9 protein-coding genes are annotated in these 13523 nt (G+C 37.6%); 4 read left to right on the top strand and 5 right to left on the bottom strand.

What is annotated here, in order from left to right:
* Positions 1–524: 524 nt before the first annotated feature.
* From ES711_RS07695 to ES711_RS07685, 3 genes are all read right to left on the bottom strand, one after another.
* Positions 525–1733 (bottom strand): site-specific integrase, encoded by a 1209-nt coding sequence (locus ES711_RS07695; protein ID WP_146892294.1) that lies wholly within the window; start codon positions 1731–1733, stop codon positions 525–527.
* 763 nt (positions 1734–2496) lie between these two features.
* Positions 2497–3729 (bottom strand): mechanosensitive ion channel, encoded by a 1233-nt coding sequence (locus ES711_RS07690; RefSeq protein ID WP_146892290.1) that lies wholly within the window; start codon positions 3727–3729, stop codon positions 2497–2499.
* Between the two features lie 312 nt (positions 3730–4041).
* On the bottom strand, positions 4042–7011 hold the full coding sequence (locus tag ES711_RS07685) for a glycoside hydrolase family 3 N-terminal domain-containing protein (protein WP_146892287.1): 2970 nt from the start codon (positions 7009–7011) through the stop codon (positions 4042–4044).
* A 231-nt stretch (positions 7012–7242) separates the two neighbouring features.
* Here ES711_RS07685 and ES711_RS07680 point away from each other — a divergent pair, with 231 nt between their 5' ends.
* Both ES711_RS07680 and ES711_RS16610 read left to right on the top strand, forming a co-directional pair.
* The gene (locus ES711_RS07680) at positions 7243–8028 is read left to right on the top strand and encodes an SOS response-associated peptidase (RefSeq protein ID WP_146892284.1); all 786 of its coding nucleotides are present in this window, start codon (positions 7243–7245) and stop codon (positions 8026–8028) included.
* Positions 8029–8118: 90 nt separating this feature from the next.
* Positions 8119–8226: a hypothetical protein gene (locus tag ES711_RS16610; RefSeq protein WP_394344888.1), complete on the top strand. Its 108-nt coding sequence runs from the start codon at positions 8119–8121 to the stop codon at positions 8224–8226.
* 12 nt (positions 8227–8238) lie between these two features.
* Here the strand turns inward: ES711_RS16610 and ES711_RS07670 are convergent, their stop codons facing one another.
* Both ES711_RS07670 and ES711_RS07665 read right to left on the bottom strand, forming a co-directional pair.
* Positions 8239–9141, bottom strand: a complete 903-nt coding sequence (locus ES711_RS07670; protein WP_146892279.1) for a phospholipase A — start codon at positions 9139–9141, stop codon at positions 8239–8241.
* 22 nt (positions 9142–9163) lie between these two features.
* Complete coding sequence (locus ES711_RS07665; RefSeq protein ID WP_146892276.1) at positions 9164–10711, bottom strand: hypothetical protein; 1548 nt, start codon at positions 10709–10711, stop codon at positions 9164–9166.
* A 147-nt stretch (positions 10712–10858) separates the two neighbouring features.
* Here ES711_RS07665 and ES711_RS07660 point away from each other — a divergent pair, with 147 nt between their 5' ends.
* Entirely contained in the window at positions 10859–12034 is a 1176-nt protein-coding gene (locus ES711_RS07660) for a 2-isopropylmalate synthase (RefSeq protein WP_146892273.1), read from the top strand.
* Between the two features lies 1 nt (position 12035).
* On the top strand, positions 12036–13448 hold the full coding sequence (gene leuC, locus ES711_RS07655; RefSeq protein ID WP_146892270.1) for a 3-isopropylmalate dehydratase large subunit: 1413 nt from the start codon (positions 12036–12038) through the stop codon (positions 13446–13448).
* Positions 13449–13523 lie beyond the last annotated feature (75 nt).

The following is a 13523-nucleotide window of genomic DNA, read 5'->3' as shown; positions in this document are numbered from 1 at the left end:
GTACTTCCACCTAGGATATTTTTAAAATGGTTACACTTAGTTTTAGAATTTAGTGTCACTTATGTTGTCCTTGATTTGGGACCGTCTTTTTATTTGAATTTCATTTTACCTATATCTTTTAATCCAAGAATTTTCTTAGGAAAATCGGGAAATGATCATTCCTGTTTTTATTAAAAGGATGATGCATAAAAAATTGTAATACCAATCGCATGATGATCTAATAGACGCTTTTAAAATAGCAAAAGTAAAACGTGCTTGGAGAACCAGTGAAGTACACCAAACTAGCGAAGCGTACCAACCCAGAACAGACGAAATTTTAGAATTAGAAGCGCAGCTCATTAAAAGTTATTTACCCAATGATAAACTCTGAAAATAAATAAGTTCAAATTTGAAATATTCAGAGATTATGGCATCGCCCTAATATCCATTTGTTTATGAATACTTATTTCTAGAAAATAATAAATCGCAAAAGGATAAATATAGTGTCCCTTTGGCGGAAGACTAAAGTTTAATAAGATTTACTCTCAAACCAATATTTCAATCGCATCATCTAAAACGGAATTGTCAAATTCTTTGAGATAAGCTTGAGTAACAGCTAAGTTTTGATGCCCCATAGATTCGCTAATTATATCGGTTGCGACTCCTTTTTGTTTTAAGCAGTTTGCAAAACTGTGTCTAGCGACATAACTGCTGAGGGGTTTGTTGATTTCACAGATTTCAGCAATCTCTTTTAATTCCTTGTTGTAACGTTGGAGCGTTTTATGTTTTCTATTTTCTAGTTGCGCTGGAGTCAAGTTGTTTTTCAAAAGAATAGGGAATATGTAATTAGTGCCTATGGAATGCTTTCTATAATAACTTAGAATCTCTTGCACCGGGAGAACAATCTTAATTTTAAAATGTCCTTTTGTTTTGGACCTTGTATAATAAATTTTGTCGCAGTCAGTGTCTTTCCACTCCAGTTTCATCATGTCCGCAAAATTCATACCTCTAGTATAAAAACTAAAGATGAAATAGTTTCGGGTATTGACAAACGATGGATATTTCTTTAAGTCGAGATCTCTAATTTTAAGGACTTCTTCTATTGATAAAGCCTTTTTTAGGTTTTTGCCTTTAAGTTTAGAGACCTTATATATCTTAAAGGGATAATCCTGTTCTTTCGCAATGTTTCTTTCAATGGCGAAGTTATATAGCGCTCTAATAGTCCTCATCCGGACACCTATGCCGCCATCACTTCCGCCTCGTGACCTTAAAAAAGCTTCATACTTATACAAAAAAGAAGGGGTAATTTCTTTGAAATTCAGTTTGGTGCTTTTATTAAATTTTTTTAAAGATTCAAAAGTGTCTTTATTCACTTTAGCATTTCCTGTTCTTCCTGCATAAATCATTTCGCCAATAATCTCATCCCAGAAGTAGAAAAGATTTTGTTGCACGGGATTGGATACAATTCTAAAATGATTTTCAAAATCCTTTAGCGTGAAATCACTTTTCTCCATTTCTAAATCCGAGAGGATTTTCAAAGCTCTATCTTTAAATTTAAGGAGTAACCTGTTATTTTGAATGCTGTTTGAATTCTTAGCGGTGAAACTACCCGTTGTTTCGTTCCATTCATTCGGAAAAGCTCTAAATATCGTTTGAAAAAATTTTGAATTTCTATCTTTAGATACCCTCAAAGAGATGGGGTAACTGCCATCAGCTAGCTTTGTTTTTCTTAATACGGTTTTTACGGTTGCCATAGGTTTAGAATAAATCAGTACAACACTTATGAAATATATCTTCAATATCTCAACTACATCAATATTTTGTTTAGCATATAATCAGTACAACATCTGTACAACAAATTGCCTTTTAAAGGTAAATCATATGCAAATAGAAACAAAGCGAAAAGTCATAAACTATTGACAATCAATCAATAAGAAGCTATATGTTGGCAAATGAAAACTGAAATTAATTGTCTCATAATCAGGTGGTCCCTGGTTCGAGCCCAGGTGGGACCACAAAAAGCACTCAAATAGAGTGCTTTTTTCATTTAATATATCTTCTATCAGCACGTTACATATAAATCAACATTTTAAATTCCCCGTTATTTACTATGTTTTTGATACTATTCCAAATTCAACAATAATAATAATTGCTTTTGTAGTTTCCAAGGTTTATCAAGATATGAGTTGATAAAGGAATCACACTAATAAATGCCTGCACATTTGAAAATGCAAGTAATCAATGAAATTGAACATCTCAATATGCATTATGGATCACTGGTTATAAAAAGTCAGCACAGTTAATAAAGTGAGTAAGCATTTAATACGTTATTCTCTACTGTAAAACTATATGGTTTAAATTGATTTCTGCCAGACTAGTTGAAGCCACTAATAAAAACAAGCCTTTCAATTTCTTGAAAGGCTTGTGTAGTAAAACTATTCTAGGTTATAATTGAATTTTTATAACCATCTTGGTGGAAGCATCTATTAATAATGCTCTTTAACGCTGTTTCTGCACTTACAGTCTTGGCGTATCACCATCTTTTGGCTCTTGATACTGATCTCTTTGTATTGGTGTGTTATTTTCTTCACGCATTTTATCAATAATATCTTTAAAATGTTCTCCAGCTGCTGCGCGTCCTCCAAGACCATAACTTAAAGCAACTGCTACAGCAATGGCGCCTAAGATAAGACCAAATGCCAATTCAACAATTTCATTGGCAATTCCCATGGTTCGCAAGGCAATAGCTATAAATAACGCCATCGACGCTACGCGTAACACTCTAGCAATAAAATGATTAGAGTTGGATTGTTTCATGGTGTTGTAAATGAGCATCGAAATATAATTACCAATAGCAATGATCACCAGTCCAAAGAGAATTTGACCAGTCACTTCAAGAATCTCATTAAGAATATAGGTTAAATAATCTAATCCTAAAATGGCAACCGCTGTAATAATTCCAAAAAATACAATAAAGAAATAGATGAGGTTTGCAATCAGTTTTGATAAGGACTGATTTGAGCCAATCATATTCTGGATTTTAATTTTTTCAGCGGCTTTGTCAAGTCCTAAATTTTGGAAAAGATCACTTAAAAACGACGCTAAATACTTTCCGCCCCAAATAAATATGATGAGGATAAGTGCAGCGATAACTATTTCGCCAATCAAATCTGTGAATTTATAGAGAATTTCATTTGCTGGTCCAGATATGGCATTCATCTGCAACGCATTAAAAGCTTGGATGAGAAATGGAATAAATATTAGTATAAATACTACTTTCTGAAGAATATTTACAAGCATATCAGTATCCTTAAATCCGGTTTTATCGACCAATTTATCAATAAAATTACCACCCATAGAGATCAAACTTGAGACAAATTTTGCCAACAAATAGCCAATAAATCCAATAAGTATCGCACCAATTAAATTCGGAATGAAAGACAAGAATTCATTGAGCATATTTTTAAGAGGATCAAGAACTGCGCTAATTTCTAAGATTTCTAGCGCCATCAGTAAAACAATAACCATTATGAGATAATAAACTATTTTACCAAAAAAGTGACTTATGCTTTTAGAATTTTCTTCATTTATTACTCTAGCGCCCAACTTGGTGCGATCAAGTAACTTGGATATCATTTTCTGAACAATTTTGGCTATTATCCAACCAATAAGTAGAACCAATATAGCTCCCAAAAGATTAGGCAGATAATCTGTTACGGTGTCTGCGAAGCGTTGTAGATGTGTTTCCATAAAATAGTGTGTTTTTAAGTTTAGATCCTTAAGGTACAAATAAAATGTTAAATTTTGCAGATATGGCAATCGAGCTATCTCTGAAAGTGTAGGATACTTCAGTGAATTTTAACAATACAGGTGATTTGAAAGCATGTAAAGAATGCGAAGTTTTAAGCTCTTTTCTTATAAAAGGCAGAGTTTGTTTTAGAAGATATTTCAAAGTTTACGTAACCTTTTTTGACGTTTGTATAATTAGAATTATGGACGACTCAAACCTGGAATTTTTTCTAAGACCAAATACGCTGTACAACTATATTTATAAAACAATGCCTACTCTTTTTTTTCACCACCCTTTATGGCTTCATAAAGCACCTGCTGAATCTCCGTCCGCGTGTTCAAATTATACAACCGCACATTATCACGGGTAGGCGACACCCTGTTGGATAGAAAAATATACAGCAAATCCGCTTCCGGATCCATCCAAACCATCGTGCCTGTAAACCCCGTATGTCCAAAACTGCTTTCGCTGGCATCAGCAGCGGTATTATTGACTATGCCTGCTTTATTAGGGCGGCGTTTGTCAAATCCTAACGCGCGTTTATTGTCAGACTCGGGAAATTGTGTTTTGGAAAAATTCTGAAAGGTTGCTTCTTCAATATACCGTTTGCCACCATAAGTGCCCATGTTGAGGTACATTTGCATCAACTTGGCCAAATCGTTGGCATTGGCAAACAAGCCGGCGTGTCCTGAGACGCCTCCCAACATGATAGCACCTTCATCGTGAACCGTCCCATGAATTGGGATATGGCGGAAGTAGAAGTCGTTCTCCGTAGGTACGATGTCTTTTAAGGCATATTTGGTCATGGGGTTATAGGTGATGCTCGTCGCTCCCAAAGGTTGGTAGAAGCTGCGTTGTAAATAGCTAGAAAAATCGTCGGGCACCATGCTTTCCACCACGCGTGGCGCTAAGATGAAAAAGAAGTCGGAATACACATAAGCCTTTTTATCTAAGAGTGGTGATGTCCGAATGGCTTTAACGATTTTATCCTCATAATTCCGATGCAAAAACATGTTTTTGGCAATTTTCACTGGATATTGTACGGAAGAATCTTTTTTTATGGTCCACCATTTGTAGCTTCCATTGTTTCGGTACATGTTTTTATAGAAAGGAATCCAAGGTTGAAAACGCGCTTGATGGGTTAAAATATCACGAAATGAAATAGCCGCCTTATTACTGTTTTTAAAACTTGGCAGATGGTCGGCCAAGGTACCGTCCAAATCAAATTTTTGTTCATCGTATAATTTCATCACTGCCGCCATGGCGGAAGAAATTTTGGTTACAGACGCTAAATCATAAAGATCTTCCGTTTTCACTTTTATGGTATCACTATAGGTATGTAAGCCATACGCTTTATGAAATACCACTTTCTGATTTTTAGCCACCAAAATCTGTCCGCCTGGGATGGCTTTTAAATCCATAGCCTGCTGCATCAACGAATCAATGCCGCGCCTTAAAATGTCAGAATCCATGCCTACAGCTTCAGGTAGCGTATAGCTAAAACGGATACCGCCTTCAAGATCTAGACCATCGCCATATTTAAATTTTTCTCCAATGCTTACCGGTAATTTTCCGGATGCGCCTATTCCTCCAAAAAGAAGTTGAGCCGTGAGTTCTTGTGATTGTTTGGAATCTTGGTAAGCGACGATTAATCCTGCTGCCTTTTCAACGTTTTCTAATTTATCCAGCACATACGGATTCTTGAAAAATGCCACAATACTTTGATTATTCTGGGACAATTCACTTATAAACACTTGTACCGCAGTCGAGAATTTAAGGCTATTGCTGGGGCGTTGGCTATCATCATGAATGCCAATAATCAGCTGATCATAGGCCTTTAGTTGGTCTTTCAATTTTAAAATATCCTCTGATGTAGCTTCCATTGGCACTTGATAAGCGTCCACTTTGGTATAAAGTTTTAGACTTTTCTGAAATGGGGTTTCGCTTGAAGCGCTAATGGATATGGAGGCAAATTTTACTTCATCCAATTGCTGAAACGGCAGCAGATGGTTATCATTCTTAAGCACCGTAAGGGACGCAGCCACCAATTTTTGATGTAATAATTGAGCTTCGGCAGAATTTACATCGGCTACAATATGCTCAGGATTAACGGCGGTGTAAGCATCCAGTCCCACCCATTGTTTCACGGCCAGTACTTTTCTAACTCTGCGATCTATCTCCTCTTGGGAAATCAATCCATTTTTAAGGGCTTTTTTAAGTTCTAGGATGGTACTCGGGACACTTTCCACCAATTCCACCACATCATTGCCCGCTAAAATTGCATCTCTGTCCACAACACCTGGCGAGTGGCCTTGCGTAACGGCCTTCATGGTCATGGCATCAGTAATAATCAGCCCTTCAAAACCCATCTGGTCTTTAAGTAAATCAGTTACGATGGGTTTGGATAAGGTGGACGGCACTCCAGTAGAATCTAAGGCTGGGATGTTTAAATGCGCCACCATAACCCCGCCAAGTCCTGCCGCTATGAGTTTTTGGAAGGGGAATAATTCCAAGGTATCCAAACGTTGTAAAGAATGATTGATTTGTGGTAAAGCGTAATGCGAATCGACATCTGTATCGCCATGTCCCGGAAAGTGTTTTGCCGTGGTCAGGACCAGCTGATCTTGCATCCCTCGCATATAGGCCGAGGCTTTATTGGCCACATTGTTTTTGTTTTCTCCAAACGATCGGTAATTGATTACCGGGTTATTAGCGTTATTATTCACATCGACCACAGGCGCAAAATTTATATGAATCCCGGTGCGCTTTAATTGGCGGGCAACCTCAACACCCATGTCATACAGTAGGGCATCGTCTTGTATAGCGCCCAAAGCCATCTGAAACGGGTAACTGATGGTATGGTCCAAGCGCATTCCCAAACCCCATTCCGCATCCATAGCACCTAATAAAGGCACTTTTGAAGCGTTTTGGTAGTCATTCATTAGTTGTACTTGCGATTTAGGATCACCCTGAAAGAAGATGAGTCCACCAATTTTCTGTTCTTCTATCAACTTTAATAGCGCTTGTTTATGATCATCACCCTTATTGGAATACGCCCGCACCATAATTAGCTGAGCAATCTTTTCCTCTACCGAAAGGGTTTTCATGATAGAATCTACCCAAGTATTGTTTTCATATTGTAAAAATTGGGGTTTTTTAGCCGATTCTTGCTGTGCCTTGAGCGTTGTACTGACTATTAAAAATATGAATGTGAGGATGAAGGAAATCGTTTTTCTGATCATTTGTAGGTATTTGTATGGAATGGAACGCGTTTTTAAAACAGTTGCGGTATTACCAAACCGATTATTAAGTATAAATGTTCTCTAAAAGCTTACAAAATAATCAATTATCAGCAGACATTCTGTAAATGTCAACACCAACAGGAGGAAGGCCTTCAATTAATGTATTTGATACCACAGATTGTAAATACCATCTAAAAGATTTACTTTTAAGGAAGAGAATGAACTTGTTATATGTGCTACGATATTAAAGTAAGCTTAGAATCGCAATTAAAAAGGGCCGCAACAAAGGGCGACCAGGCTGCTGTTGATGAAATTTTAGAGCGTTTAGTGCCCTTAACAGATTTGCCTTTATTTCATGCTTCCGGATTTACGCACCCTGAACTTTTAATCTATACGGACCGCTCCCCAGATTTTCCTGAAGTGGCCACCTGGGGATTGGTGCCGCAGTGGGTTAGTGACGCCGAGCAGCTCAAAAAAATCTGGAACACCACCCTAAACGCCAGAGGGGAAACCATATTTAAAAAACCTTCTTTTAGAGATTCTGCAAAGCGTAGTCGTTGTTTCATTTATGTGGATGGATTTTATGAGCACCATCATTTTAACAAAAAAACCTATCCATATTTCATTTTTAAGACAGATAAAGAACCTCTCATTTTAGCGGGATTATATAGCGAATGGAAAAATCCTACCGATGGTGGCACACTCCTTTCATTTTCCATCGTTACCACGACCGCCAATCCGCTAATGGCCAAGATTCACAATAATCCGAAATTAAAAGAGGCCCGCATGCCGGTCATTTTACCAGACCATTTAGCGGAACAATGGTTGCGACCGTATGATAATTCGAATGATCAAAAAACGATAGAACAATTGATCAAGGCTTTTCCAAACGATGCTTTGGAAGCCTATACCGTAGACAGTTTAAGAGGGAAAAATTACATCGGAAATCGAGAAGAAATTTCACATCCTTTCGTGTATGACGAGTTACCTAAATTGGATCACATACCAAAACACTAATAAACAGCATAAGGCAAAGAAGTATTATAAACAAAAATGGGATGCATTTAATACTTCAAGCGTCTAGATGGGTTGCTCTACACGCCAAATGTGCGCTTGCAATTGGAAGCTGGAGCATCGCCAGAAACCATCGTAAACTCTTGGAAAACGAAGGTGGGGCGTTTTAAAGAAAGACGAAAAGCTTATCTTTCGTATTAATAATTTGTGCTTTTACCATTCCACAAAAGAAATTCCTAGTCCTACAGTCGTTTGGTAATGGTTGTAGTCAATCAAATTTTCGCCATAGCCACTAAACACTTGAATAAGACCTCTAAGATTATTTCTGATAGGATACATATAATTAAACTGTACGCTGCCGTGGTTCTCATTAAATGACAGCGAATTGCGCATGCGTAAGTTTAAGCTATGACCATTTTTGCGATAGATTACGGTAGCTTCCGCACGCCCTATATAATCATCAATTTCAGGATTGTCATCATCTTCAGGGCTAGAGTCTACTCTAATCCATGGTTTTAAATACACTTGAAAATTATTTTTTTCCATAGCAAAATGGAAAACTACTCTGTTCCAGCTTCGTGAAATTGGATCTGGACGACCATTAGATTGGTGGTTAAACGCAAATCCGGCCATTTTTGCCTGAAACCCTAAAAACTTAAAATCGAGTGGGTAATTAATGATCAACTCGGGCTCATAATTCAGCTCTCTAAATGGGCGTGACAACTGCTTGTTATACACTTGCCAATTCGCGGTTTGAGTATAGCCCATCCAAATATCGCCTTTCCCAAAAAGGAAAGATTGAATCAGTTTGGTCTTAAAACTAATTTGAAATTTTACTTCTGTGGAATGGAGATTTAACGGCTCCTCAAATGCAGGTTCAGCGCCTACACTCTGAGGCATCTCGTTAATACGGTTGGTCCATTGTGCGGGCAGTACGTAAAAGGGTTTATAGGAATTAAGTCGGAAAGTGCCGTTTCTATCTTTTTCATCAAGTTCCCAAGTTTCAGATAAAGATTTGGTTACGATGGAGTCTTTCTTTCTAAACAAACCTTGGGCATGAAGGCCGTAGGAGAAAGTCACTAAAAAAAAGAACGAAAAACATTTTGAAAAGGACATAAATTTTGGTGTTGATATAGTATTAAGAAACTGATGCTGCCAAATACTTATCTCTAATAATTTGGCCAACCGGCTTATTTTCGATTTTGCTTTCTAACCACGAAATAATATCCAGATATAAAAAAGCTCGACGCTCATAAGGATGGTCCTCATAGATTTTTAAGGTTTGATGCAACTTAATAAACGCTTCTTTTAAATCGTGGGGATACATATCCTGTAAGCTTTTGATGAACTTAATCAACTCTTTTTGTACTTCGTACAAATCATTAATTTTGAGTAAAAATTTATACGTGCTTCTCAATAAGCTGTCCATATGATAATCTAAACCTGCTTCATAATGCGCCACTAAATTTAAAACGCGGGCAAAGCATTGTAAATCTTCGCGCATGGACAACGATTTGTTAGAAATGATCTTATCCAAATAAAAAATACAGGCTTTATTATTACCAGCGCCAAATTGCATGCTGGCAAATTTATAGTAAAAAATCATTTTATGGTGTCCATCCAAGCGACTATTAAATTTTTTGAATTTACTTTCAATTCTGGGGATAAGGTTGAGCCCTTCATCAAAACTTCCGTCAATAAAATGCTGATTAATCCTGTGAAAGTTGAGGTATAAAAAGACTAGCGCTTCCACATTTTCATCCTTTGGGAAGTCTGGCTGCTCCACCTGATCCTCTAAAATGGTCAAGCGCTTTAAAAATTTAGGTTTATTGCCGATAAAGAAGAGCGCTTCCAACAAATAATTATTGCCCTTTAAGAAAAAGACAGGGTTAAGGCTAATCATTTGCGGGTTATCGTAAAATAAATTCACCCATTTGGAAGCATATTTATAGCAATTCAAAAAATCTTGAAGCAAAAAACTATGCCACAAATGAGAGTTATACAGCCATAATTTTTCTCTAAAACCCAATTTGCTAATCTCAAATTTTGGTAATTGCTGATTAAAATAGGCGGTTACAATTTGTCCTTCTTCCTTGTTTTTTACGTAGCCTGATTTTAAAATCATACTGTACAATTGCAAGGATAAATTGGAAAGCTTACTCGTAATGACATTCAGTTTGCTTAAGGTTTTAGCTTGTTGGGTCAACTCATCAGCACGGCTGCTAATGCTGCGGGTGATGTATTGAGATTCAATAATCTTTTCAAATTCCACGATTTCATAAGCTAAATTCTTTTCCTCATGCTGAATGGCGAGTTCCTTAGCCTTTTCTGAAATCTTTAAACTCTGTTTATAGAGTCCTTTATGGTATAAGATGGAGGCAAAATCAATCTGTTCGCGAATTTGGGAACGGATATTTTGATGCGAAGGATTCAGTTTTAAGCTGATTAAAATCTGTTTGTACAAATGCGCTTTGACGTTGGCCAACTGTTGTTTTTTGACAATTCCCGTTTTGATAATCGCCGGCTCGTCATAGGTGGTAGCCTTGTCCAAAAGGTTAAAAAGATTCAAAAATTTAGAATCTGCATTCACCCCCAATCGTCCAACATACAGTTTAAATTGTCGTTTTTCTGACTTGGTTAATGATTTGACCAATTGAAATAAATTATCTTTTTGCTCCTTAGTCATCACGTTAAAATCACTTTTAAAATAGTGTAAATCAAATAGTTATACTGATTAAAACCGACTGAACATCGTAAAACCCCAAACCTAGGGCATTTGAATTTGAATCCAAAGTATAAATTAGCTAGTCAATAGAAAAATAAAACGTAACAAATGTCTGATAATAATGTTCAAATTTTTGACACCACGCTGAGAGACGGAGAGCAAGTTCCTGGATGTAAACTAAATACCAAACAAAAATTAGTCATTGCGGAGCAACTGGAAAATTTAGGTGTGGATGTTATTGAAGCAGGCTTTCCGGTATCGAGTCCGGGAGATTACAAATCTGTAGAGGAAATCTCCAAACTTATCAAACATACCACTGTTTGCGGCTTGACCCGTGCGGTTGAAAATGATATTAAAGTGGCCGCTGAAGCTTTAAAATATGCCAAATATCCAAGAATTCATACGGGTATTGGTACTTCGGCATCACATATCAAATACAAATTCAACAGTAATCAAGATGCCATTTTAGAACGTGCTTTTGAAGCCGTGAAATTTGCTAAATCTTTTATTGAAGATGTGGAGTTTTATGCGGAAGATGCCGGACGTACAGACAACGAATTTTTAGCGCGTGTATGTGAAATAGCCATTAAAGCTGGTGCCACCGTATTGAATATTCCTGATACTACGGGCTATTGTTTGCCTAGTGAATATGGCGCAAAGATCAAGTATTTAAAAGAAAACGTTAAAGGCATTGAAAAAGCCATTCTGTCTTGCCACTGTCATAATGATTTAGGCTTGGCCACGGCCAATTCCATAGAAGGTGTGATCAACGGCGCTAGACAAATTGAATGTACTATAAATGGGATAGGCGAGCGTGCTGGGAATACCGCCCTTGAAGAGGTCGTGATGATTTTAAAGCAACATCCGTATCTCGATTTGGATACCAATATTAAAACCGAAAACTTGTTCGGACTGAGCCAATTGGTTTCAGAAAGTATGGGCATTTATACCCAACCTAATAAAGCCATTGTAGGTGCGAATGCCTTTGCCCACAGCTCAGGAATTCATCAGGATGGCATGATTAAAAATAGAGAGACTTACGAAATCATCAACCCTAAAGATGTTGGCGTTACCGATTCGGCCATTGTATTGACGGCAAGAAGTGGCCGTGCAGCATTGGCTTACCGAGCTAAAAACGTGGGCTATGAATTGACCAAATTACAATTGGATGACGTGTATGCTAATTTTTTAAATTTTGCTGATCAGAAGAAGGAAGTCAATGATGTAGATATTCATCAAATCATTGAAACCAGTAAAGTGTATCAACAAATAATTTCAGCTTAAGATGGGAAAAACCTTATTTGATAAAGTTTGGGATGCCCATGTGGTGGATACGATACCAAATGGACCGCAGATTCTTTATATCGATAAACACTTGATTCATGAAGTAACCAGTCCGCAAGCATTTAATGAACTAGAAGAACGCAATATTCCTGTGTTCCGACCTGAGCAAATTGTAGCCACTGCCGATCATAATACGCCGACTTTAAATCAGCATTTGCCAATAAAAGATGAATTGTCCAGAAAACAGCTGGAGCAACTCTCTGATAATTGCAAAAAGAATAATATTACGCTTTATGAACTAGGACACAAATACAATGGCATCGTTCACGTTATGGCGCCCGAATTGGGCATTACCCAACCGGGCATGACCATCGTGTGTGGCGACAGTCATACATCAACCCACGGTGCGTTTGGAACCATTGCCTTCGGGATTGGCACCAGTCAAGTGGCGCAAGTTTTTGCGAGCCAATGTTTACTGCTGACAAAACCAAAAAGTTTACGCGTTACCGTTAACGGGGAGTTGACAAATGGGGTGCTACCCAAAGATGTTATTTTATATATCATTTCTAAAATTGGCACCAATTCAGGTACGGGCTATTTTTGTGAATATGCGGGAGATGTGTTTGAAAACATGTCTATGGAAGGCCGGATGACGGTTTGTAACATGAGTATTGAAATGGGTGCTCGTGGCGGCATGATTGCGCCAGACGACACCACTTTTGAGTATATAAAAGGTCGGAAATTTGCTCCAAAAGGAGAAGTATTTGATCAGAAAGTAGCTTATTGGAAAACATTGCCAACCGACGATGATGCCGTTTTCGATAAAGAATATCATTTTGATGCTGCCGATATTGAACCGATGTTAACCTACGGCACTAATCCAGGAATGGGCATCAAAGTATCAGGATTTATTCCAGAAACTGACGACGCCTCTTTTGAAAAAGCCTTGGACTATATGAACTTTAAGAAAGGCGAAACCTTAATTGGCAAACCGATCAATTATGTTTTTATAGGCAGTTGCACAAATTCAAGAATTGAAGATTTTAGAATTGCCGCCGATTATATTAAAGGCAAGCAAAAAGCAGCGAATGTGACCGCTTGGTTAGTGCCAGGAAGCAAACAAGTAGAAGCGCAAATTATTGAAGAAGGCTTAAAAACCATTTTCGATGATGCTGGATTTGAATTGCGCCAACCTGGCTGTTCTGCGTGTTTGGCGATGAATGATGATAAAATTCCGCAAGGCGAATATTGTGTCTCAACTTCAAACAGAAATTTTGAAGGCAGACAAGGGCAAGGTGCTCGTACTATTTTAGCGAGTCCGTTAATGGCGGCGGCAACCGCAGTGGAAGGCAAAATTATTGATATCACAAAACAATTACAACACCAGGTCAGCCACGAATACACGGCGGTTTAATGTTGTGGTTGTGAATTCTATTTGGATTCGTGAATAAGTGGCAAAAAATAGAAACTAAGTAATTATAGAGATTCC

This window comes from Gelidibacter salicanalis (genome assembly GCF_007997285.1).
In the GTDB taxonomy this organism is placed as follows: domain Bacteria; phylum Bacteroidota; class Bacteroidia; order Flavobacteriales; family Flavobacteriaceae; genus Gelidibacter; species Gelidibacter salicanalis.
This window is presented reverse-complemented; position numbering and strand designations above follow the sequence as displayed.